Source organism: Salegentibacter salarius (genome assembly GCF_900168265.1).
GTDB classification, from domain to species: domain Bacteria; phylum Bacteroidota; class Bacteroidia; order Flavobacteriales; family Flavobacteriaceae; genus Salegentibacter; species Salegentibacter salarius.
The window spans coordinates 80,088-104,933 of the sequence record NZ_FVZF01000010.1 but is presented as its reverse complement, the minus strand read 5'-3'; the positions used below and the strand labels follow the sequence as shown (position 1 = coordinate 104,933).

The 24,846-nt window shown below is 35.6% G+C and carries 20 protein-coding genes, 1 tRNA gene and 1 pseudogene; 14 read left to right on the top strand and 8 right to left on the bottom strand.

The genetic code is table 11. From position 1 onward, the window contains the following. Positions 1-90: 90 nt before the first annotated feature. The 4 genes from B5440_RS07705 to B5440_RS07690 all read right to left on the bottom strand — a co-directional run bounded on the left by B5440_RS07705 (position 91) and on the right by B5440_RS07690 (position 4,879). Positions 91-687 (bottom strand): Crp/Fnr family transcriptional regulator, encoded by a 597-nt coding sequence (locus B5440_RS07705; RefSeq protein WP_070052766.1) that lies wholly within the window; start codon positions 685-687, stop codon positions 91-93. Between the two features lie 198 nt (positions 688-885). Next, complete coding sequence (locus tag B5440_RS07700) at positions 886-2,097, bottom strand: hypothetical protein (protein WP_070052768.1); 1,212 nt, start codon at positions 2,095-2,097, stop codon at positions 886-888. Positions 2,098-2,516: 419 nt separating this feature from the next. After that, positions 2,517-3,239: an iron-sulfur cluster repair di-iron protein gene (gene ric, locus B5440_RS07695; protein WP_070052769.1), complete on the bottom strand. Its 723-nt coding sequence runs from the start codon at positions 3,237-3,239 to the stop codon at positions 2,517-2,519. A 215-nt stretch (positions 3,240-3,454) separates the two neighbouring features. Beyond that, the gene (locus B5440_RS07690; protein ID WP_070052771.1) at positions 3,455-4,879 is read right to left on the bottom strand and encodes an exonuclease domain-containing protein; all 1,425 of its coding nucleotides are present in this window, start codon (positions 4,877-4,879) and stop codon (positions 3,455-3,457) included. A gap of 671 nt (positions 4,880-5,550) precedes the next feature. Between B5440_RS07690 and B5440_RS07685 the strand changes: the two genes are divergently transcribed. From B5440_RS07685 to B5440_RS07665, 5 genes are all read left to right on the top strand, one after another. After that, a complete protein-coding gene (locus tag B5440_RS07685; protein WP_070052772.1) occupies positions 5,551-6,075 on the top strand; it encodes a hypothetical protein in 525 nt (174 codons plus the stop codon). Between the two features lie 262 nt (positions 6,076-6,337). Beyond that, complete coding sequence (locus tag B5440_RS07680) at positions 6,338-7,165, top strand: DNA adenine methylase (RefSeq protein ID WP_070052773.1); 828 nt, start codon at positions 6,338-6,340, stop codon at positions 7,163-7,165. 1 nt (position 7,166) lies between these two features. After that, a complete protein-coding gene (locus B5440_RS07675) occupies positions 7,167-7,664 on the top strand; it encodes a hypothetical protein (protein ID WP_157823635.1) in 498 nt (165 codons plus the stop codon). A gap of 5 nt (positions 7,665-7,669) precedes the next feature. Next, positions 7,670-8,770, top strand: a complete 1,101-nt coding sequence (locus B5440_RS07670; RefSeq protein WP_070052775.1) for a DGQHR domain-containing protein — start codon at positions 7,670-7,672, stop codon at positions 8,768-8,770. Between the two features lie 39 nt (positions 8,771-8,809). Further along, positions 8,810-9,325, top strand: a complete 516-nt coding sequence (locus B5440_RS07665) for a hypothetical protein (RefSeq protein WP_070052777.1) — start codon at positions 8,810-8,812, stop codon at positions 9,323-9,325. 60 nt (positions 9,326-9,385) lie between these two features. Here B5440_RS07665 and B5440_RS07660 read toward each other — a convergent pair whose 3' ends face one another. The 3 genes from B5440_RS07660 to B5440_RS07650 form a co-directional block, all read right to left on the bottom strand. Further along, positions 9,386-10,390: a potassium channel family protein gene (locus tag B5440_RS07660; protein WP_070052779.1), complete on the bottom strand. Its 1,005-nt coding sequence runs from the start codon at positions 10,388-10,390 to the stop codon at positions 9,386-9,388. Between the two features lie 119 nt (positions 10,391-10,509). After that, a complete protein-coding gene (locus B5440_RS07655) occupies positions 10,510-11,355 on the bottom strand; it encodes a universal stress protein (protein ID WP_070052780.1) in 846 nt (281 codons plus the stop codon). A gap of 292 nt (positions 11,356-11,647) precedes the next feature. Beyond that, positions 11,648-13,039: a dipeptidase gene (locus B5440_RS07650; RefSeq protein WP_070052782.1), complete on the bottom strand. Its 1,392-nt coding sequence runs from the start codon at positions 13,037-13,039 to the stop codon at positions 11,648-11,650. Positions 13,040-13,150: 111 nt separating this feature from the next. On the opposite strand from B5440_RS07650, the gene B5440_RS07645 reads away from it, so the two are divergent. The 9 genes and pseudogenes from B5440_RS07645 to B5440_RS07605 all read left to right on the top strand — a co-directional run bounded on the left by B5440_RS07645 (position 13,151) and on the right by B5440_RS07605 (position 23,119). After that, positions 13,151-13,232, top strand: a tRNA-Leu gene (locus B5440_RS07645). Between the two features lie 692 nt (positions 13,233-13,924). After that, positions 13,925-15,046: a class I SAM-dependent methyltransferase gene (locus B5440_RS07640; RefSeq protein ID WP_070052784.1), complete on the top strand. Its 1,122-nt coding sequence runs from the start codon at positions 13,925-13,927 to the stop codon at positions 15,044-15,046. Then, positions 15,036-15,323 carry a hypothetical protein gene (locus B5440_RS07635; protein ID WP_070052786.1) on the top strand — a complete coding sequence of 96 codons (288 nt, stop codon included), beginning with the start codon at positions 15,036-15,038 and terminating at the stop codon, positions 15,321-15,323. The genes B5440_RS07640 and B5440_RS07635 overlap by 11 nt, the downstream gene beginning before the upstream one ends. 91 nt (positions 15,324-15,414) lie before the next feature. Beyond that, positions 15,415-16,956 (top strand): SulP family inorganic anion transporter, encoded by a 1,542-nt coding sequence (locus tag B5440_RS07630; RefSeq protein WP_070052788.1) that lies wholly within the window; start codon positions 15,415-15,417, stop codon positions 16,954-16,956. A 124-nt stretch (positions 16,957-17,080) separates the two neighbouring features. After that, positions 17,081-17,398, top strand: a complete 318-nt coding sequence (locus B5440_RS07625; protein ID WP_070052790.1) for a hypothetical protein — start codon at positions 17,081-17,083, stop codon at positions 17,396-17,398. Positions 17,399-17,404: 6 nt separating this feature from the next. Continuing rightward, positions 17,405-19,453 carry a HelD family protein gene (locus tag B5440_RS07620; RefSeq protein ID WP_070052792.1) on the top strand — a complete coding sequence of 683 codons (2,049 nt, stop codon included), beginning with the start codon at positions 17,405-17,407 and terminating at the stop codon, positions 19,451-19,453. 3 nt (positions 19,454-19,456) lie between these two features. Then, the gene (locus B5440_RS07615) at positions 19,457-20,071 is read left to right on the top strand and encodes a class I SAM-dependent methyltransferase (RefSeq protein ID WP_070052794.1); all 615 of its coding nucleotides are present in this window, start codon (positions 19,457-19,459) and stop codon (positions 20,069-20,071) included. 21 nt (positions 20,072-20,092) lie between these two features. Next, a pseudogene (locus B5440_RS07610) lies at positions 20,093-21,678 on the top strand (peptide chain release factor 3). 16 nt (positions 21,679-21,694) lie between these two features. Continuing rightward, positions 21,695-23,119 (top strand): nicotinate-nucleotide adenylyltransferase, encoded by a 1,425-nt coding sequence (locus B5440_RS07605; RefSeq protein WP_070052796.1) that lies wholly within the window; start codon positions 21,695-21,697, stop codon positions 23,117-23,119. 101 nt (positions 23,120-23,220) lie between these two features. Here the strand turns inward: B5440_RS07605 and B5440_RS07600 are convergent, their stop codons facing one another. Next, positions 23,221-24,798 carry a SulP family inorganic anion transporter gene (locus tag B5440_RS07600; protein WP_070052798.1) on the bottom strand — a complete coding sequence of 526 codons (1,578 nt, stop codon included), beginning with the start codon at positions 24,796-24,798 and terminating at the stop codon, positions 23,221-23,223. Positions 24,799-24,846 lie beyond the last annotated feature (48 nt).

Below are 24,846 nucleotides of genomic sequence, written 5' to 3'. Positions count from 1 at the left end.
GCCTAGACTTTTTTGTTTCGTTTTTGGGCAATGCAAATAAGAATAAATTGTATTATAATATTTAAAAATTATGAAGAAGCTAATAAGGGCTTAACGATAAACTTTTCCGCTTTTTATTCTTATTTCACCCTTCTTTTCAAGGCCTTTCATAGCCCTGATTACCGTTTCTACCCGTAGCCCGGTTAGATCGGCTATTTGCTGGCGGGTAAGGTTTACTTTAAATTTAAATTCCCCTTCAATTTGATGCACGTATCGTTTTAGGTAATCCAGGATCCTGATAATTCGATGTTCGGGATCCTGACTGGAAATTTCAGAAACCATAATCGCTTTATAAAAAAGTCTTTTGGCCAGGGTTCTGGTGAGTTTTAGATGCGTTTCAGGATGTTGGGTGAGCAATTCTAAAAAGTTGAGTTTTGGTAGTTTTAATACTTCTGAAGTTTTTATAGCCTCGGCATTTGCGGGATATTTTACATCTGCCAGCAAAGGGGGTTCGCCAAAACTCTGTCCGTCTACAAATAAACCCTGTATAAATTCTTTGCCATCGGCATTATAGTTATTCATCTTGATCTCCCCGGAAATAATTTGAAAGAAATTAAGCGCAATTTCTCCTTCTCCAAAAAGCTGATCTCCTTTATGGTAGATTTCTTTAGAAGCTCCAAAATCCAACAAAATATGTTCTTCAATCATCCTATTCTTTTAAAGTAAACAACTTCGGAGCAAGCACATGAAGCATTATTATTGGAAAATATAATTTAATTTCGAGGCATCCCGATGCTTCGGGACGCAGCATTTTAATCTCGATTATCGAGTAAAACAAACCTGATGAAATTTCCCGGGTTTATAAATGAGGACGGTCATATCTTTTGAGAATGAATGATTAGGAATTTAATCATTTTTCCTCAAATTTAGGCCTAAAATCCATCCTACAGCAATAGGAATTAGCGCACTTACCAAAACCAGGATCAGGAAATACCTGCTAAAAAACGGAAGTCCCAGCCAAAGCACAAGGCCTTTGTAAAAAATAAGTGCTTCAGAAATTAGAAATCCGCTGAGGTACAGGTAAAATGCTTTTTTGGGAAGCTTGATCAATTTCAACCAATTTAAAAAACCGAATAGCGCCAGGGAAACAAAACCAAGAAAAACCCAGTGTAAATAGCCAATAACGAAATCCAGGTTTTCAAAGGCCAGGTCGGCAAAATATGGAATCGCAGTAAGGCTTTGTATAAAGATCTTCCCAACCAATAATATGCCTACGATCTTTAGAATTTGATAATTGAATGGACTCAAGCCGGCTTTCAATTGATTTTTATTCCGAAGGATAAATGCGAAAAGTTGATAGAAAGCAAATAGCAATAAAATAACGCCAAGTCCTCCCAGCAAATAGAAAACTATGGGCGGATTGGTCCAGTAGGTAGAAAGAAAAAAACTTAAGATCACGCCAGAGTTTAACAGGTAGAAAAACCGCTTGAACTCGCGAGGCTGGAATGTCAACCTTAATTTCTGAAAAAGATAAAATACAATACCTAAAATGGCTAATAAAAACCAGGCATTATATTGAAAATGAAGATAGAAATAGATAGAAAGTTTATACCAGATAGAAGCCTTGCCCAGTGTGCTCATAATCGCACCCAAAGCCCAGGGTCCAATGCTGGAAAAAACCATATACCATAAGGCAGCTTTTATTAGTTTAAAATATTGGGTGTGCCTATGCTCGACCGGTGTATTGCGTAGAATAAAGCCGGTATAAAGGTAGGAGCAAAACAAAAAAAGGGTGGAAAAAATTATAGAAACCACCGCATAGCCCTGGAAAGGAAAACTAAATAACATGCCCAGCAAGCTAATGTTGGTGGCCAGGAAAATGTAAAGGTATTTTTTAGGAAACTTTGTATTTGGAAAAAGTAAGCGATAAATAATTCCGGTTAATGCAAGATATACCCAGCCCAACAAAGCGGTATGGGAATGCGCATGAATAATATATTTATAATTCGCCGCAATGGGAGTTACATAAAAAAGCCGGAGTAAGATTCCCAGCAGCGCTGCCAGTAAAAAGTAGGCGATGGCAATGTTTTGATGAGCTTTTAAATCTAAACGCAGCATAGGGGGGAAGATACTAAAAAGAAAAGAAGTTAGCTTAATCTTAGATATTGAACGTTATCACGAACGATGTGAAGTAATCTCTGAATTCTTATAACTGAGCTAAAGATTGCCCGATAATTATCGGGATCGCAATGACGATCTTTACTGTTTTATATAGCGTCACCGGTAATACTTCAAGATAAAATGTTACTTATATGGTATAAAATGATAGAGGCTGTCTAAAAAGGGGGTTCTACGTCATCCTGAATTTATTTCAGGATCTAAGATGTATTAAATTAATTCATGTTAGAAGCTGAAACAAGTTCAGCTTGACGAAAATAGATCTTTTCAAACAGCCTCCTCTTCAACACAATTAAAAACAAACCTCTAAATAAAACTAAATTCCTCTTAGGCTTTGGGGGTCCTAAAATGAAATCTCTCTAATTGTTTAAACTGCGCTCAAGTTCAATTGCTTTTGGAAATAGAATATTGTTTTCTAAGTGTACGTGATGGTGTAGATCGTTTTCAAACTCTTCCAGTTTTGCATAAAAGGCCTTATAAGTATTGCAAGCCCAGTCTGGGCAGGTATAGTTATCGCTTAGATCAGAAATTTGTTTAAAAATAGCGCCGGCTTGATCGTGTTCAGTCTCCATCATTTCAATAGGGTAGTCAATTTTTTCAAATTCCGGTTCTGGCAATGCCGTGCCTTCTTCCTGCGCTCTTACCATTTTTTTGATAAATGGAAATAGAATAAGTTCTTCTTTCTTTAGGTGGGCGCTTAATTCCTGGGCTACCTCGGTAAATAATTGTTGAATCTCAAATAGTTCTTTTCTCTGGCCTCCGTGTACTTTAGCCACTTTTGCTGCATATTGAATAAGCAACGGGATATTTTCCTGCACATACTGGTGATGCACGTTTATAATATGGTCAGTTAAGAAATCCAGTTTCCAGTTTCTATAGTCATAACCGGGGCTAATAGCCGAATCTGTTTCCTGTAATTCTTTTTCCAGTATTTCTAAGCTCACATTAGCTTTCGCCGCAGCTTCAGCTAAGCTAATTCCTCCGCCACAACAAAAATCGATGCCACGTTTTTTAAATAAATGCGCGTTTTTAATATTTTCGGTAACGTAATCGGCTACGGTTTTCACAGTTCCTGTATTCATAATAATAGCTTTTAAGTTGAACAATTTTTCATTACAAATATCTGCCTTGTCCTTCTGCTAATTTATGAGTCAGGTCATAATGGGAAAATCCGTAGATGTAACTTGAATATTTGAAGAGTTTTGTAAGCCTGGACTTTTTTGGCCTGGTTACCCTGAGAGCAGTCAAAGGGTTTTCATCAATGGAAAAATGAAAAATCAAATATTTAAAACGCTATTCACCCAAACCACTCTTCTGTTTCTCTTTCTTCCAATTCTTCCACCGGGTTAAGCGCTAATTTGTTTAGGTTTTTTTTAGCACTTAAATACTTATTTACAATCCTATCGGCATAGCTTGAATTTTGCTGCGGAATCAGGTAATCCTCAAATTGATCTACATTAAAATCATCTGAATTTTCTATATAGCCGTAACCGGCATACCGGCCTTTTTTCAGGTAAATAAAAGATTTTTCGGCTTTGGTTCTTCCTTTTTCCACCAGCAAGCATGAATTTTCATATTGCTGAATATAATCTACCGCTTTAGAAACCCGGTGGTTATATTCGTGCTGCTCTATTTCTCCTTTACACATCCCGCTGCAGTCTTTAATCTTATAATGGCTGCAATGATCTACGCCGGTTTGCAAGCCGCAATACCTGGGACATAACTCAAATTCCTGGCAAAGAAACTCCAGGAATTTTACGGCTTCTTCGCGGGTATAGAACTTCATCCAGCTTACCGGCGAAACCTTATTTTTATGAATTACAAACTGCTCGATCCCTTTTTGGTTGTGATAGGAGGTAAGCGTATATGGGCGGCTTACTTTCTTCTGGGCTTTATTGAATTCGGGGAAATATTTTAAAATTAAGGCCGATTCCCGCAGCAGGGCAAGCACTTCGCTCCCGGTAAGCTCGTAGTCTATACTATACGTGGCCTGCATCATTTTATATTTGCGATTAGATCTTTCCTGGAAATGAGATTTTACCCTACTCTTAATATTTTTTGCCTTGCCAATATAAATTGGGATACCATCTTTATCTTTAAAGAAATATACTCCGGTGGAAGTAGGTAATTTTTCGAAATCTGAATTTTTAAAATTTGGTGGCAGGTACGAGGCCGCGGTTTTCTGATTTAGCATTTTTTCGAATGTCTCGTATTCTGGATCCAGGGCTAAACAACGTTGAAAAAGCGTCACCGTAGCTTCACAATCGCCCTTTGCCCGGTGCCTGTCGTAATGCGGAATATTGAGGGAAGTACAAATATTGCCAAGACTATAAGAAAACAGCCCCGGAATAAGCTTTTTAGCCAGCCTAACGGTACACAGGCGTTTTCGCTGAAAGCTCATATCTAAACTCCCAAACTCGGCTTTAATGATGTTGTAATCGAAATTTACATTGTGCGCTACAAACACACAATCTTTTGTGATCTTTTGAATTTCTGGAGCTATCTCATCGAATTTAGGCGCATCAACAAGCATCTCGTCATTAATATTGGTAAGGGTTTCAATGTAAAGGGGAATCTCGGTCCCGGGATTTACCAGGGAAGTGTATTCGTCTATCACTTCTCCATTTTGAACCACCAGCACGCAAATTTCGGTAATTTTATTGCCTTTAATGCCACCGCCCGTGGTTTCAATATCGGTTATCGCAAATTTGACATCTTTCATACGGCCAAATTAAAGTTATTTCTTAAGCTATAAAAGGAAAAAATACTAAATATTGGATTTATTCCTATTTAGCTTCCCTCAAGCTGTCCCGAAGCTTCGGAATGTTTCAGATTTTATCTAGAATTAACTTCGGGGTATATTAGTTATATCGTCGAGACTATCTGAATAATATATTCCCGTCAAGCTGAACTTGTTTCAGCTTCTAACATGAAATGAACTCGAAGCGACTTACCAGTTTGATTTTTTTTCAAATCGTCATCCTGTCACGAAGCTTCGGGATCATTTCGGAGCCTGCCCCGATTTTTTATCGGGGATCTAAGTTCTGCTAAAGACTCTATCGCAGTTGAAAAAAAATCTCAGCAAATTCCTACAAAATTTTAATCTTCTTCTTATATTGTTAAAAATTTAACAGCGGTAAATTATTATGAAATAATCTACCAAAACAGCCATCCCTACAGGCTGTTTGTTGTATCAAAATCTCATATTTCTGAATTTTTTGGAATAAGTAAGTTTATTCAGGAAGTTTTTGCGTGTGAGTTTTATGAAAAACTTTAAACGCTTATTCGGATAGAATTCCTGTCTTAGAAATAGGGGGATGGTATAATAACGAGTTGAGCGCAATAATTTTAAAGCAATTTTTTATCTTTTAAAACCAACTAACCTTTAATATTATGAAAACCAATTATCTACCAGTAATTATTTTATTATCCTTTTTATTTTTATCCTGTTCTTCGCAACAAACAATTTTAAATAAAAAATCAGCTCAAAATGTAGATTATCATATTTGGGGTAATCATATTGTTGATAAATTGGATGGAGAAATGGAAGAAGTACAAGAGGAATTTAATGATGTCCGTCACAACAAAGGATGGCTGAATTGGACTAACCTTTCAATAGGTATTGTAGGTGGTGCCACAGTTGCCGCTTTTAAACCAAAAGATACTAAGGAACAAATTGGTATTGGTTTGGGTGTAGCGACTGCAGTAATTAGTGCATTACAATTAATTCCTGACGATAACGAAAAAAGACAAAATTTTCTCGACGGAGGTGAAGAATTAAATAATCACTGGAATCAATTGAGACTATTAGATAACATTACACGTCGAGATTTTGAGGAGTTTTTGATTGATGCCGAGAAACTTAATAGATTGGGAAGGAAAATTAGTCATTCTTTTAATATCGATCCTCCCCAATAATCAAGGAACAACCAAGTCGCACAATAACGGTTAATCGCAAATAGACGGAAACTTTAGTAAGAAAATAATTAACTTGACCAAAAAAATAATAATCCAACAAATCCTTGCCCATACTCCGTCTACTGGCTAAAACCATATTTTTATCTGTAGTTGCGTAAGAAGTTACTGAGCTTAAAACTATCCTAATTCCAAAAAAATTTTATTTATGCTTTTAAATTAGTTAATTAGCCTTTAAATAAATCTCGCTTCGTGAACTAACCAAATGACTCAAACCGAAAATAAAATTAAACCATTTTTAAGATGGGCAGGTGGAAAACAAAAACAATTAAAACAGATTTCCCCGTACTTTCCAAAGGAAGATACAGTTAACAAATATTTCGAGCCATTTATAGGTGGTGGAACATTATTCTTAAATAAGAATTTTGATAAATCATATATTTCTGATGTAAATAAACATCTGATTAATACTTATGAAAAGATTAAAAAAAATCCGGGGAGGATTTTTAAAGGTATCCAATTAAAGAATGGGAAAATAAGTGAAGCTGAATATTATAAGATCAGAGAAGATTTTAATAAAAATAAATATTCGTATACTTATAAACAGGCTTCTAATTTTATCTTACTAAATAAATCTAGTTTCAACGGTGTTTTTCGGGTTAATCGGAAAGGTGAATATAATGTTCCTTTTGGTAAATCAAATCCATCCTTACCTACCGTAAATGATTTACTAAACATTTCAAAAAAATTAGAAACTACCGAGATCCAATCTCATACTTTTGAAAGAATAAATGGTATGGTTGAGGAAGAAGATTTAGTTTATTTAGACCCCCCTTATCCACCAATTAGTGAAACAGCGTTTTTTCAGCACTACACTAAAAAAAGGTTTCATTTAAACGAACAAGAAAAAGTTTTTCTTTTATTTGAAAATTTAGCAAATCAAAATGTGAGAACAATTCTTTCATATCCTGATTTACCATTAATCAGGAAAACATATGAAGATTTTAATATTATAGAACTTTCCACATATCGTTCTATACGATCTAAAGGTAAAACAACAAAAATAAATGAATTGGTTATTAGAAATTTTTAATATGAAAAGCTGGTTTAAAAAACAACAGCAGAAATGGCAAGAACTTGAAGATTCATATAAGGAAAGTTTACTTCAGTTCATTTGGATTTTATTTGGAAATATTTTCCCTCTCCTTCTCGGTTGGTTAATTTTTGCTTTACCAGATATAATCTGGAGAGGAGGAGATACATTCATTAAAGATGGCCAATTTTATATATATTCAGTTTCATTAATATCATCTGCAACCTATGTTTTCTGGACTTTTAAGGTTCAAAATTTAGATAAATTTGCATTATTAGGATATGCTTCTGTAATTGTTGGAGGTCTTGCATCTCTATTTTACGCCTTATTTTTAGTAGGAAGCGTTACAAATTATCAATTTATAAAATATTCTTCCTTAATAATATTTGTTTTAACCCTTTTACTCTTTTATAAAAGTATAATAATGAACGGAACTAAATTGGATGTTCACGAAGCCCAAAAGCGAAATATTCAAAGTATAGCCTCAACTTTAAAATAAGATTAATGAAAGAGTTTATCAATTTACCATACATAGAGGTTAAACAACCAATTGGAACGCTATATAATTGCGTTATCGAGAAAGATGATTTAATTAGAATTACTTACACAGATATTCGCCGATTAGAATCTGATTCTGAAGATAGAGATGTTGAAATATATACTGGAATTCAGAGAAATTTATCACATAAAAGAGTTAATGAAATTTCTAAATACGTAAATACTATTGACGCAACTTTTCCTAATAGTATAATTTTACACGTACAGCCCGAAAATATAGAAATTGAAGATGGTTCTTTAAAAATTAAAAATAAAGAGAATGTAGCAAAGGTTTTAGATGGTCAACATCGTATAGCTGGATTAGAAGCATTTGATCAAAAAGATAAAGAGTTTCAAACAATTATCACAATTTTTGTAGGAATGGAATTAGAAGATCAAGCGCTGGTATTTGCAACTATCAATAAAACCCAGACAAAAGTTAATAAATCTCTTGTTGCAGATTTATTTGCTTTTGCAAAATATAGAAGTCCTCAAAAGACTGCTCACAATATAATTAGGGCCTTAGATACTAAAGAAGGTAGTCCATTTGAAGGTAAAATTAAGATTTTAGGTACAGCCAACGATAAAGAAAAAGAATCTATAACCCAAGCTACATTTTCTTCTGCTCTGATAGATTTTTATTCAAAGGATCCAATGATCGATAGAGATCTATATAAGCGAGGTAAAAAACTAGATAAATTTGAAGGTTCAGAATTAGTAAGAAAACCATTTAGGAATATTTTCGTCAAGGAAGATGACGCGTTAATCGCTCAAATATTATGGAATTACTTCCACGCTGTTAGCAAAAAATGGCCTAATGCCTGGAATGAAGTGCAACCTGAAATGATTTTAAACAAATCTACTGGGTTTTTAGCATTGATGAGAATTTTAAGACTGCTTTATCCAAAGTTCGGTAAAATTGGTGAAGTTGTAACCAAGGAAGAGTTCATTAATGAATTCGAAAAAGTAGAAATTGAGGAAGAAGAGTTGAATCGAACAAATTATATTCCAGGTTCTTCTGGGCAGTCTAAACTTTACAGAGAATTAAGGGAGTATTTAGATCTTTAAAAGTTAATTATCCATAGCAGAAAAACTTAACCTTAAACTATGATCTGGCTTAACCTTAAAAAACTGGAACGATTATTAATTCAGAATAAGATCACCGAATCAATTTCTTACCAGTATTTACTGGTTTTCCTGGTAATGCTCACATTGGCCTCCACTTTTCCCGAAACAAATGATTTTTCGCATTATGGCTGGGAGATCTCCTATATTATCCTGGAGTTATTGATCACCATTGTAGGAACTTATTTAGTATTTCAGGTAAATGAAAAAGGAGATAACCGCGATTTCCTAAAACGCTATCTTTCGCTATCCTTTGTGAATGGACTTTGGGTGGTTCTATTCGCTGTATTGATAAGACTGGTTTTTAAAATAATCATGTTTGTAATTCCGCTGGATCTCTGGTATAGTATCAATGATTTCTTTGGGGAAGATTCGGGGGAGTTTTTCTTCGATATTATCCTTTCTATTGTCTTTTATGTGCTGTTAATGGCTTCTTTTAAAAGAGTAAATGCAGGAAGAAACGAGAAGCCAGCTGCCGTACAACCTGATTTAAAGTAGGGCTACGTGAGATCGAGAGGCAGGAAGTGAGTTTTCGATACGATTTTTTAATAACCCCATTTATTTCTCTTCCACCACGTCTTCCCACTCCCAGCCATCTTTTTTAATATAACCCAGCAATTTGCCACGGCGTTTGTTAAAGTCATCATCCTGGGGTATCCCGGGGTCTTCTTCAAAATTATTCTTTAATTCATCGGGCAGATCATTAAAATAATCAAAGTCCGGCGGGTCGTCAGCCGGGGAGGTATAGCCTTCATGAAGCCTTACCGCCAGATTATCCATCGCCCCGCGCAAGACGCGCCAGGTAAATGCATTAGCCGATTTATCTAAATGATAAGCTTCCTGGATATTTAAAGCTTCATCTAATATAGCGAGGTTCAACCTTATATTATGCGATCTTTTATGGGTATGAAAATAGTGCAGAATAGGATAGGCAAGGTGATGCTCCCCGTGTTTTAAAAGCATAGTTTCCAAATTCTGTAAGCGGGAATAGAGCGGCGAAAAATCTTCTCCGTTAAAACCTTTATTGATAATTTCTTTAGGAGATCTTCCCAGTTGATAAATATAAACAGCAAGGGTTCTTTTATCTACAACAGCCTGAAGCACGGGCAGTAAATAGGATATTCCCAAACTTATAAAGATCATACTGTTCATCCCCATAATGTTAGAGATAATACGCCAAAAGTCGCTACCGGCCCTAAGATCTCCGTTTCCTAAAGAGGTGAGCGTATAGCCTACGTAATAAATATTCCCAATAATATCGGCATTTTCACCGGTACTGCTTTCTAAAACCGAGTTGGGGTCTGAAAGGAAAATTAAGCTATAACCTACCCAAATTAGAAAGATCCACATTGCCACGAGGCCTATTAAAATGGTACCACCGGCAAAATTTAGAATAGGTGCTTTTCCCTTACCGCGGGCCATTTTAAAATACACCCACCATATTTTTCTTGCGGTGAAGGAAGACAACCTTCCGCCACCATTAATGTAAAGAATAGTTTTAAAAATGTCTACAAGAGCAATTATAAGAATAAATAACCCTAACGGAACTAGTAGGTAACTCATCTCTATTGATTGGTTGTGGTTTGGCTTTCAAATTAATAAGTATTGCTGAAAACCAGTGTTTAAGGAGACTTAATTCTTTGTGAAATGATGCAAAGAGGTATATGTTTATTACTGATTTTTTACTCCAATTCCTTTAAAATTAGTACCGGTACCTTCGGATTAAAATCAATTTCCTCTTTGAATCTTTGCGAGAAAAGTTTGCTGAAAAAGCCCTGTTTGCGTTTATAAAGTGCCAGGAAATTACTTTCCCTGCTTTCAATAAATAAATGAATACCGGTAGTAACGGTAGTTTGAGTGAGTTTATGGAAGCTGAAATCCAGTTCGGCAAAGTAGGTTTTTAGCATTTCCTTATTTTGTTCCTGCTCTTTGCTAAGCGTTCTCCCATCGCTATCAATATACAGGATCCTGATGCTTGCATTTAAATTATTGGCCATATCTATAAGTGCAGCCACCTCTTTATTTTTAAACGGAAATTTATAATTTGTAGGGAAAACAATTTCCCGGTTTGTTTCCGGAAGGTCTTGCATTTGCTCGGGTAGCACCAAAAAAGGACAATCTTCTACCTTTTGAATTACCTCTGAAATTTCATTTTCAAAAGCTGCGTTAATCGAAACATTTTCCCCACGGGAAACCATCAAGATCAGGTCTATTTTATGGGTGTCTACGGTTTCCTGGATAGCATCAGCAAGATCCTTGTTGCGGGAAATAGTTTCAAAAGTATGCTTCTCGTTTTCCTTTCTAAAATTTAATCCCTGCATAATCTTCTGCAAGCCTTTTTCAGATTCGGCCTTTGCGGCTTCCAGTTCGGCATTTTGATTTCGGTTCAGAGAAATTCTCGTAGGTATTTTATAAGCATTCAATATATAAAAGGTACAGGGCACACTTTTATAAAGATTTAAAGCATAAACGAGGGTATTCCAGGCGTGTTTGGTAAAGTTGGAAGGTATGAGTATTTTTTTCTCCATAGTTTAGAAAGCATTAGTAAGCAATCCCTGTAAATATACTAAATCTAATTCCCGGATATTTTGATTTTTTTCTGAAAGCAGTTTTAAAGAAAATGAGGTGGTTTGAAAAGTTCAGTTTCTTCAAGCTATCCTGAAAATAGACGTCATCCTGAATTTATTTCAGAGCCTGCTCCGAAATTTATTCGGAGATCTAACATGTTTAATTACTAACAACCTAGATTCTGAATCAAGTTCAGAATGACGTATGTTTTTCAAACCACCTCACTTCAATAATCTTTATCTACCAAACAATTTACTCCTGGCTCATCTCGGTAAAATATTTATAGAACCATGGGATAGTTTCTATGCCTTTTAAATAATTCCACACGCCAAAATGTTCGTTAGGGGAGTGGATGGCATCAGTATCAAAGCCAAAGCCCATTAAAATGATCTTGCTTTTTAGTTCTTTCTCAAAAAGGGAAACAATAGGAATACTTCCGCCACTGCGCTGCGGAATTGGGGTTTTTCCAAAAGAAGCTTCATAAGCTTTACTCGCTGCCTGGTAGCCAATATTATCTATTGGAGTTACATAGCCCTGGCCGCCGTGATGAGGTTTTACTTCAACAGTAACCGCCTCTGGCGCAATACTTTCAAAATGTTTTTTAAAGAGTTGGGTTATTTCTTTCCAATCCTGGTTGGGTACCAATCGCATAGATATCTTTGCGTAAGCCTTTGAAGGAAGCACTGTTTTTGCGCCTTCCCCAATATAACCACCCCACATTCCGTTTACATCTAAAGTTGGGCGAATAGAAGCTCTCTCTAAAGTAGAATAACCTGCTTCCCCGTAAACATCATCAATATCAATTTTTTTCTTGTAAGCTTCTTCATCGTAAGGAGCTTCCGCCATTTTAGCGCGTTCTTCTTTGCTTAATTCCTCAACCTTATCATAAAAACCGGGAATAGTTATATGATTATTTTCATCGGTTAAAGATGCAATCATTTTGCTAAGAATATTAATAGGATTTGCTACAGCGCCACCATATAAACCTGAATGCAGGTCTCTATTTGGCCCGGTAACCTCAACTTCCACATAGGAAAGTCCGCGAAGTCCCGTGGTGATAGAAGGTGTGTCTTTGGCGATCATCCCGGTATCGGAAATAAGGATCACATCGTTGGCAAGTTTCTCTTTGTTGTTTTCTATAAACCAGCCTAAATGCTCGCTACCCACTTCTTCTTCGCCTTCAATCATAAATTTCACGTTGCAGGGAAGCTCATTGTTTTTGGTCATATATTCCAGCGCTTTTACGTGCATAAACATCTGGCCTTTATCGTCACAGGCGCCACGAGCATAAATAGCACCTTCGGGATGAATTTCGGTCTCCTTGATTACTGGTTCAAAGGGAGGGGAGTTCCAAAGGTCTAAAGGATCTGGTGGTTGCACATCGTAATGACCATACACCAAAACCGTAGGCAGGTTTTTATCTATTATTTTTTCTCCATAAACAACAGGATGACCCGGAGTTTCACAAATTTCGGCGGAATCACACCCGGCTTCCAATAAATTTTTTTTCACCACTTCTGCAGTTTTTATCATGGAATCCTTGTAGTTTGAATCGGCGCTTATGGATGGAATTTTCAGTAAATCAATGAGTTCGCTAAGGAATCTGTCTTTATTTTCCTCAACATATTTTTTAATATCCGTCATACTAGAAATTTTAACTGAGATAAAGGTAAAAAAAATATTTCCAGACTATTTGTGAATTGAAACATTTATGTATATTTGCATCCGCTTAGTTAAAGCAACACATATTGAAATGCGGGCGTGGTGGAATTGGTAGACACGCTAGACTTAGGATCTAGTGCCTTACGGTGTGAGAGTTCGAGTCTCTCCGCCCGCACAAAGGGATAAGCCGACTTGAAAGAGTCGGCTTTTTTGTTTTGGTACAACATAGGTACAACATTTTAGCAGAGTCATAAATTCATAAAAATTAACATTAATTAGCATTGTTTGGATTTAAGTATAATTATAAATCAAATTGTTATCTTTAAATAAAAATAGAATTTGATTTGACGGAAAATAATTCTACACTTTTCTCTATTATAATTGCCACCTTTATCTTTGCATTAAATGCAACCGCTGATCAATTAGAACCTTTTTCTTGAAGTAATTTTACCTTTCCAAATACTTATTATTTTAACTTAAAATTGTATAATCTTCAATTTTTGAGACTTAAAATCAGGTAGGTTTGGTTATACCTTTCTTTTACTCTATTTTTGCCACCGTTATGAATAAAACAAAGACTTTTAAATTTATTAAAGTTACTCCCCCCTAAATATCCGAGGCATTAAGCCTATACTTTCGGATAATATAATTTATTCATATTACTATCATTTTTTATTTTTTCCTAGTTATGGAAATTATTTTCAACATATATATAATTACTTTTTTAGAAACGACTTTCCGACCGGAAAATCTACTATGTAATCAGCCATTGGTTTTTGTTACTCCACCATAGTTATTCCCACATTATTCCTGATTTCACACTATAACTTAAAAACTACTCTTTGAAACACATTTAGATCTAACAGCATGACAAATTCTAAAAAAATCGTAAACGATTTATTAGAAAAAGCAGACATCACCATTAATGGTGGAAATACTTTTGACTTACAAGTTAGGAATGATAAATTCTATTCTCTATTCCTTAATAAAGGTTCTTTGGGACTCGCCGAGGGATTTTTTAAAGAGTACTGGTATTGCCGGGATCTTACCGGCCTATTTCACAGGCTCTTTTTTAATAAGGAAACCCAATCTTATTTTTCTGAAAATTTCAATATGAAATTGAAGGTTCTAAAAAATAAGTTTCCTGAAGACTTTGAGCATAGAAATTATAATTCAATCACCAAAGAAAACCTGCTCACCTCGATCCTGGGAAATAACCTAAATACTTCTTCGGGGTATTGGCAGGAGGTTTACTCTTCTAATGAATCACAAAAGCAAAAATTCGATCTCATTTGCAAGAAATTAAAAATTGCTTCCGGAGATAAAATTTTGGATATAACTCCTGGTTGGGGAGGTTTTGCTTTCTATGCAGCTTCTAAATATAATGTTGAAGTAGTCGCGCTAAATCCGTCGAACCGGCAATCTAAATATATTAATCAAACTTGTAAATCACTAAATGTGCGCGTTGAGAAGAAGGATTTTTTCTCGGTATTTGAGAAATTTAATAAAATAGTTGGTTGGGACCTCTTTGATAATACTGTTAATGCTGATTTTGACAGAGTTCAGTTTAAAATAGATCAACTTTTATATGAAGAAGGAATCAGTTTATTAAATATTATAACCGGTGATAATAACGGCAATGATCCCTGGCTGAATGATCACATTTTTCCTTCCTCAATTTTACCATCATTTGTACAAAAGAGTAATTTGATTCCCACTGTTTTAAAATTAGAAGATCTTCAAAGTTTTGGATTACAATACGATATTACCGTGGTAAACTGGCTTTTAAACCTTCAAAATGAGAGCGATGAATTAAAAGCTGAATTTCCACAAGACGGTCTTTTATTGTGGGAATATTACTTATCCTGCCTGGCCGCTTCTTTACGAACAAAACGTATTGAAGTTTTTGAAATAGTACTTACAAAGCTGTCATACCCCTTTACCTATGAATCGGTAAGACTCTATCAAAATCATACCTATGGAAAATAAGCAAAAGAAAGGTTTTATAGTCGAAGCGATATTTAAAGAGATCGAAAATTGTGATCGAATGCTGGCTTCCTATGAATCAAGGAAAGATCCACTGTTACATAAAACTGAAAATTGGGGCTGGATTACTTCCAAAGAAATTGAAAGGAAAAAAAATATAGAATTTATGAAGTTTAACTTAGGTAAGCATCTTCAAGAGCTTGTAAGGCTTCTTGATCTAGTAATGCAAAACAAAAAAATCAGATGTGAAAATTGCAATAACGTGATATCAGGAGACTAATATCATCTCCTACAAGCCGTAAATGTATTAGTTGTTCTTTACAACCTATCCCATTAAAGATAAATAACTCAAAAACCATCAATTATAACAGATGAAAAAATATTTAAATTTATTCGATTTCAGTCAAAAAGTTGACTATAAAACAGAAATACTAGCTGGTTTAACAGTAGCCCTGGCTTTGATACCTGAAGCAGTGGCGTTCTCTTTAATCGCTGGTCTGTCACCTTTGACAGGTTTATATGCTGCTTTTGTTATGGGGCTTGTTACTGCAATCCTGGGAGGTAGACCAGGTATGATATCAGGAGCTACCGGAGCTGTAGCTGTAGTGATTGTTTCATTAGCTATTAGTCACGGCCCAGAATATGTTTTTGCAACTGTAGTATTGGCTGGTATTATCCAGGTTGTTGCGGGTTTATTGCGTCTAGGTAAACTAATGCGTTTGGTGCCACATCCTGTAATTTTTGGATTTGTAAATGGTCTTGCCGTTATTATTTTTATGTCTCAATTAAACCAGTTTAAAGTAGAAAATGCTACTGGTGATTTAGTATGGATGCAAGGTTCGCAATTATTTTTAATGCTTGGATTAGTATTGATTACTATGCTTATTATTTGGGGACTTCCAAAACTAACCAAAGCTATTCCCGCAACTCTTGTAGCCGTTTTAGTAACCTTTGGGATTGTGCTTGCTTTTGGAATTGAAACAAAAACTGTTGGTGATATTGCCTCTATTCAAGGTGGTTTTCCTCCGTTTCATATACCTATGGTGCCCTTGAATCTTGATACTTTTTTACTCATTTTGCCCTATGCTGCAATTATGGCCGGGGTAGGATTAATTGAAAGTCTTTTAACCCTAAACATTGTTGATGAAATTACCGAAACTCGCGGTAGGGGAAATAAAGAATGTGTGGCGCAGGGCAGCGCTAATATCCTTTCAGGTTTTTTTAGTGGTATGGGTGGTTGTGCCATGCTTGGGCAAAGTCTTATTAATGTCTCTTCCGGAGCCAGAGCTAGATTATCAGGGATCACAGCTGCAGTTATGCTTTTAATATTCGTAATGTTTGGAGCAGGTTTAATTGAAAAAGTACCTATGGCTGCTCTGACAGGCTTAATGATCATGGTAGCAATTGGGACCTTTGAGTGGGCCAGTTTAAAAACCCTAAACAAAATGCCTAAGTCAGATATTTTGGTAATGGTTTTGGTTACCGTGGTGACTATCGTACTTCATAACCTTGCATTAGCTGTAATAGTAGGTGTTATTATAGCTGCATTGGTATTTGCCTGGGACAATGCAAAAAGAATTAGAGCGCGCAAAAGAGTTGATGAAGAAGGTGTAAAGCATTATGAAATATATGGACCCTTATTTTTTGGATCTGTGCAGGCTTTTAGTGACAAATTTGATGTTCTAAATGACCCTGAAGACGTAGTAGTTGATTTTTCTGAAAGTAGGGTTGTAGATATGTCGGGAATAGAAGCTCTGAACAAATTAACAGAGCGCTATAAAAAACAAGGTAAAAAATTACATTTAAAACACTTAAGCGGAGATTGCAGGAGGCTATTAAGTAATGCGGATGCAATTATTGAAGTAAATATCATTGAGGATCCGAATTATAAAGTAGCAACCGATAAAATTTAAAACCTGAAAAACTTAAAATTTAGCCGTCTTACTTTAAAGGAAGACGGCTAAACTTATGGCAAATTATCTATATACATCCTGAGTTTTCCGGGGGGATATACCACGGTTTTGATGATAATAGATTATGAAAAAAGAAGAATTAATTGAAAGAGTATTTGAAGAAATAGCCAAAGAAGAAAAGGTCCTTAAACTTTATCATTCTTTTCCAGAAGCTCTGCCACGAGAAAAGGATATGAATATAAGCATTGCAAATAAACAAGAATCTAATGTGAACCGTCTGGCAATTAAAAAAACAGAAAAAAGAATAGAAAAACTATTCAAACTTCTGGAGAAATTAAATAGGGCCAAGATGGGGACCTGTAAAAAATGTGGTAAGGAAATTCTGATGAGCAAGGTGAATATTTCCAATGCTTCTTTATGCATGGATTGCGCTAAAATTTAAAAATAGATGGAACAGGAAAATTTAGAAAAAAAGCGATTAAAACACACCCTGGCTAAAATAGACCTCGCCATTACTAACATTACAAAAAGATTGAGCAAACAGGGGCGAGATATTAAGGATGCCAATGAACATATGCAGGAGCATAAACGCGATATGGACCATCTGGAAAAAAATGCCGTTAGAGAGTCGGTTTCCAATATGGCAATGCTGGGGCGGGCATCCCTGGATAAAAAGAAACGTTTGCTACGTTTAAAAAATGTCACCTATTTCGGGCGATTGGATTTTAAAGAAGATAACAAAGCCGCAAAAGATGAAATTTATGTAGGGGTGCATAATTTCAAAGATGAGGATACCAATAAAAATTTGGTCTATGACTGGCGTGCGCCCATTTCCAGTATGTTCTACGATTATGAACCTGGTCCTTCATCCTACGTAACCCAGGAAAAGGTAGTGGATGGCCTGATGTCTTTAAAAAGACAATTCAGGATAAGAAACGGGGAAATGGAATATATGCTGGATAATGATATTGCCATACAGGACGAGGTGCTTCAAAAGGAATTAAAACAGGCTTCTTCCAGTAAAATGAAAAATATTGTTGCTACCATTCAGCGAGAACAAAATGCTATTATCCGTAATGAAGAGGCCCAAAACTTAATTATTCAGGGAGTTGCCGGATCGGGTAAAACTTCTATCGCACTACACCGAATTGCTTTTCTTTTATATAAATTTAAAGATGATATTTCCTCTGAAGATATTTTAATCATTTCCCCCAATAAGGTGTTTGCAAGCTACATTTCTAATGTTCTTCCTGAGTTAGGTGAAGAAACCGTAGAAGAGATCAGCCTTGAAGAAATCGCAGATCATCTTTTTGATTATCAAATTAAATTTCAAAGCTTTTTTGAGCAGGTCTCGGAGTTGTTAGAGCGCACCAATGAAAAATTAATTGAACGTATCGAGTTCAAGTCCTCGCAGGATATCCTTAAAAAGATGGATGAATACCTGGTTCATCTGGAAAATAAGGCTTTTCAACCTCAGGATATTTTTATCAATAAAAATCCGGTTCCGGCCTGGTTTATTGATGAGAAATTTAAACAATACCATCGCCTGCCTATTCTTAAAAGATTTAATGAAGTGGTTCGCGAAATTGTAAATCACACCTTTATGTATTATAAATACGAGGTGAAAGGTAAGGAGCGCACAGAGCTTCATACCACTATTAGAAAAATGTTCCCTTCAACTAATCTTAGGATGCTTTACAAAGGATTCTACGAATGGATGGACCGTAAAGATTTGCTGAAAATGCGCAAAGGAGCAACTTATGAATATAGTGATGTTTATCCCTTGTTATATTTAAAAATGAAATTAGAAGGACTTCCTTCCTTTACGGAAGTAAAACATTTGGTTATTGATGAAATGCAGGATTATTCCCCGGTTCAGTATAAAGTGCTTTCTAAATTATTCAGTTGTAAAAAAACGATACTGGGAGATATTAACCAATCTGTGAATCCATTTAGTTCTTCAGATCTTAAAACCATACAGTCTATATTTCCGGATTCTACGGCAATGACCATGCTTAAAAGTTATAGGTCTACTTATGAGATTACTCAATTTTCTAAAAGAATAAGTGACAGGATTGAGGTTGAAGCCCTAAAGCGTCACGGAAGCGAACCCGGGGTACATAGCTTTAAAACCAAAGAAAAGGAATTGAGCTACATAAAAGAGCTTATTGAAAACTTTAAAAATGGCGATCATAATTCCCTGGGGATTATTTGTAAGACACAAAAGGAAGTTAACAAACTTTACGAGGAGCTAAAAGAAAAGTTCCAGGTAAGCTTGCTCGATGGAAAAAGTGTGGCATTTGGAAGCGGGGTGGTGATTACCACTGCTCATTTAGCAAAAGGCCTTGAATTTGATATGGTAATTGTGCCTAATTGTACCCAGCAAAATTACAAAACCGCACCGGATCGTCAAATGCTCTATGTGGCCTGTACCAGGGCAATGCACCGTCTTGAAATAACAAGTGTAAAGAACCCATCACAATTTTTAAATAGTTAAGCAATGATTTGTCCGTTATGCCAAAACTTATTAAGTAAAGAAAAGGATCCGGAATATTACGAATGTGGTACCTGTAAGGCGCTAGTGAAGAGAAAGGAATTGTGGCCTGATAGCATTTATGAAAAATCAAGATACCTGGAACATAATAATGATGTTACCGATGAGCGTTATCAAAAATTTACGTCCCCCATTACCCATTATATCCTCAAGAATTTTAGTCCCTTAGATAAAGGCCTTGATTTTGGCTCAGGAACTGGCCCCGTAATTTCCAGTATGTTGGAACAGCATAATTATATCGTTAAAAAGTATGATCCTTATTTTGCTAATTTTCCAGACCTTCTGGAAGAAAAGTACGACTATATTTTTGCTTGCGAAGTAGTGGAACATTTTTACAATCCCAGAGCTGAATTTTTGAAATTAAAATCATTATTAAAGCCTGAAGGGGCTTTAATCCTTATGACGCTACTCTATAATGGTGACCTTGATTTTAAGAATTGGCGCTATAGAATGGATCCTACCCACGTCTTTATTTATCAAAAAGAAACTTTCCAGTTTATAAAAGATAGTATGGATTTCAAAAAATTAATTATTGATGGTAGGCTGATTGTTCTGGAGTAATAAAATAAATTTTAGACCCGAATGAAGTTAGAAGATGAAATTAAGAGAAGAAGAACCTTTGGAATTATATCCCATCCCGATGCTGGAAAAACTACCCTGACTGAGAAATTATTGTTATTTGGAGGGGCTATTCAGGAAGCGGGTGCGGTTAAATCCAATAAAGTAAAGAAGGGGGCTACCAGTGATTTTATGGAAACCGAAAGACAACGAGGGATTTCTGTAGCCACTTCTGTTTTAGGATTTGAATACAAGGATATCAAAATTAATATTTTAGATACACCGGGACATAAGGATTTTGCGGAAGATACCTATAGGACGCTTACTGCGGTAGATAGTGTCATTGTGGTTATAGACGTTGCCAAAGGCGTCGAACAACAAACTGAAAAGTTAGTAGAGGTATGCCAGATGCGCAATATTCCCATTATAGTCTTTATAAATAAACTAGACAGGGAAGGAAAGGATGCGGTTGAGCTATTGGACGAAATTGAAATTAAACTGGGCTTGAAAGTAACTCCATTAAGTTTTCCAATTGGTATTGGTTATGATTTTAAAGGCATATATAATATATGGGAGCAAAATATTAATCTTTTTACCGGCGATCCAAAAAAGGATATCGAGGAAACTATCGAAATACACGATTTAAACTCCTCGGTATTAAAAAAAATTATCGGAACAAAAACAGCTGATACCTTTAAAGAAGACCTCGATTTAGTGCAAGGGGTATACCCGGACTTTAACTATGAATCATACAGGTCAGGAAAATTGCATCCGGTTTTTTTGGATCGGCCTTGCATAATTTCGGAGTAAGGGAATTACTGGATTGCTTTGTGAAGATAGCCCCTCCTCCAGAAGCTAAGTCTTCCTCGACTCGCGAGATTAAAGGGCATGAAGAGAATTTTTCAGGATTTGTGTTTAAAATTCACGCTAATATGGATCCAAAGCATAGAGACCGTTTGGCATTTATAAAAGTAGTTTCCGGAATCTTTAAAAGAAACTCGCCTTACTTACACGTAAGAAAATCGAAGTAAATGAAATTTTCTAGTCCCAATGCATTCTTTGCAGAGAAAAAGGAAATTGTAGACCTTTCCTATCCCGGCGATATTGTAGGCGTCCACGATACCGGAAATTTAAAAATTGGGGATACTCTTACAGAAGGAGAAGAAATTTTATTTAAAGGAATCCCGAGTTTTTCCCCGCAGCATTTTAAATACATCAATAATGCTGATCCTATGAAAACTAAACAATTGGAAAAGGGTATAAAGCAATTAACCGATGAAGGTGTTGCTCAGTTATTCGTGCTTGAAATTAATGGACGTAAAGTTATTGGTACGGTGGGAGCCTTACAGTTTGAAGTGATTCAATATCGCTTGGAACACGAGTATGGGGCGAAGTGTACTTACGAAGACCTAAAGGTCTACAAGTCTTGTTGGATAGACCCAGGAAATGAGAATTCAGAAAACTTTAAAGAGTTTAAAAGGCTAAAAAGAAAATATTTGGCCAGGGATAAAGAAAATCAATTGGTGTTCTTTGCTGATTCTGCATTCACTTTAGAAATGGCAATAAAAACCTATCCGGATATCAAATTCCAGGAGATTTCAGAATTTTAAAAAACAAAAATAGTATATGAAAAATATAATTGAAGGAGAAAAGAAATTTGAGTCCAGCAGGTCTATTAAAAATAAAGCCCTAAGGATAAATTTAAATAAGAATATCTATGGCACTTTCGCTGAAATTGGGGCCGGTCAGGAAACGGTAAGGAATTTTTTTAGGGCTGGTGGCGCATCGGGCACAATTGCTAAAACCATTAGCGCTTACGATAAGGATTTTAGTGATGCAATCTATGGCCTGGAACCACAAGGGAGGTATGTTACCGAGGCCCGCTTAAAAGATATGCTCAATTTTGAAACTCAATTAATAGAGGAAAGGATATCCAGGGAAAAACATCCAAAAAAACTATTCTTTAGTTATGCCAATACTGTAGCGACAATAGATTTTGCAAAGAAATATAAAGGTCACGGTTGGTTAGGTATAAAATTTCAGACCCAGCCCAAAACTGATTATAACCAGATTTTAATTCACGTTCAGTTTCATGAAAATAATGCAGCTCATCAGCAAATTACACTGGGTCTTTTAGGCGTTAATTTAATTTACGGTTCTTTTTATTATTATGATAATCCGAAAAAATTATTAAAGAGTCTTTATGATCATATAGACCACGATAAAATAGAAATAGATGCCATAAATTTTCACGGACCTTCCTTTGAAAAGGTAGATAATCGTTTGATTAGCCTTGAACTGCTCAGAAACGGAATTACCGAAGCAGTAATGTTTGGAGCCGATGGAAATAACGTATTGCCCGCAAGTGTACTTTACAAAAAAAACATCCTCACATTAAGAGGTAGTTTCAGGCCGGTAACCAGGGTTAATATGAATATGTATGAAGAATCCTTAAACTTGTTTCTCCAGGAAAAAAAGGTAGAAGAAGAAGATGCCGTGGTTATTTTTGAAATTACTTTGAATAATCTTAAAGCTGAGGGTGATATCAATGAAAAAGACTTTTTAGACAGAGCCGATTTACTTTGCTCGCTTGGGCATACGGTAATGATCTCTAACTTCCAAGAATATTACAAAGTAGTAGAATATTTCTCCCAGCATACCAAGAGACAAATGGGGCTAACTATGGGGGTAAATACCTTAACCGATATTTTTAACCCTGAATATTATACAAATTTAAGTGGTGGGATTTTGGAAGCTTTTGGAAAATTATTCTTTAAAAATTTAAAAATTTACCTCTATCCTTTGAAGGAAAATGATGAAATTTTGAATGGTGAGAAGATTGATATTCCGGAAGGTATGAAAGAACTCTATCAATATTTTAAAGATAATAAGCGCGTGGTAGATATAGAGAATTATGAAGTTGAAATTCTAGATATTCATTCCAGAAAGGTGCACCAAATGATCAGGGAAGGAGAAGAAGGATGGGAGCGCATGCTGCCGGAAAAGACTGCCAGACAAATTCATGAAGAAAATTTATTCCAGTCGATCTAATTTCAGAAAAAAATGAAAAGGCCAGCATTTTTGCTGGCCTTTTCAATTACAATTATTTTTAATCCCTCATTGAGGGTATAATTCCCCGACATTCTTAATTACTAGCTTTGTTTTCTCCAGAATTTTTCAGTAAGATTCCTATCTAGATTAACAACCTCAAGCTTAATATCTTTGTATTTAGCCGTTTCTTTAAATTCATCAATGATCTCATAAATATCGTGATGTACAAATTTTGCATCTGTTCCATCTATTATCAAGTGAGATTTTTTAGGAAGGTGATCTAAATAAAGCATAATATCAGCTTTATTTAAGAAAGTAGTTTCCTGTGCCAGTTTTAAAGTTCTGGTTCCATCTTTTTCTTCAACTTTTTCCTGAGTTACGTATGCATTTTTATAGTTATCACGTAGAATAAAGAATACCGCAATAGCTCCCCCCACCAGGATACCGGTAATTAGATCGGTAAACATTACCACTAAAATGGTAATAATAAAAGGAAGAAATTGCTTTTTTCCTTGCTTGTATACCGATTTGTAAATTGGGATACTGGTTAACTTATAACCTACTACAAATAGTACTGCCGATAAAGCAGCTAATGGGATTAAATTAAGTAGCATAGGGATAGAAGCCACACAAACAAGCATTATTATACCGTGAGTAATAGTTGCAGTTTTTGTTCTACCACCAGAGCTAACGTTGGCAGTTGTTCTTACAATTACCGCTGTAATTGGTAAACCACCTATAAAACCTGCTACAATGTTACCAATACCCTGTGCTTTTAATTCACGGTTAGTAGAAGTTCTCCTTTTATAAGGATCTAATTTATCACCGGCCTCTGTACTTAATAGCGACTCTAAACTGGCAATAAAAGTAATAGCAAGTGCAATACTTATAACTTCAGGATTATTTATCGCAGTAAAATCAGGCAACTGGAAAAAACCAAAAAAATCACCAAACGAATCCGCTACCGGAAGTTTAACCAAATGAGAAGAATCCAGTGCAAAACTCGGAAGAGATGCTTTAAAAAATTCGTTCAGAAGAATACTCACAATAACTGCGGCTAGTGCAGCAGGAAAAAACTTAAAGAACTTAAATTTCTTGAAAAGGGGGTTATCCCATCCTATTAAAATGATTAATGAAACTATAGTAATTGTGGTTGCACCATAACTAATTTCATTAAAGACCTTCATTATTCCAGAAAATGTGTTGGTGCCATCATTATTTTTAAAAGTTTCTATTCCTTCAAAAACGTGGTCTACACCAAACGCGTGGGGAATTTGTTTTAAAATAAGTACTAACCCGATAGATGCCAAAATACCTTTAATCATAGCATTTGGAAAGAAATATGCTACCGTACCTGCCTTTAAAAAACCAAGAATAATCTGGAATACACCAGATAAAATTACGGCAACCAAAACCGCTTCGAAACTACCCAAAGTTTGAATGGCGGTAAATATAACAAGGGCCACACTGGCAGCAGGACCACTAACATTGATACTGGAGTTACTAAAAAACCCTACAACAATACCTCCTACAATACCTGCAATAATACCTGAGAACAAAGGTGCTCCAGAAGCAAGTGAGATACCAAGACATAAGGGTAAAGCAATTAGGAAAACTACCAGACCGGCAGAAATATCGCTAACAAAATGCTTTTTCATAAACTCTAAATTCTCTTTCATAAGCCTAAAATTTTTAAGCCGCGAATATAGTCTATTTTAAAAGTTTGT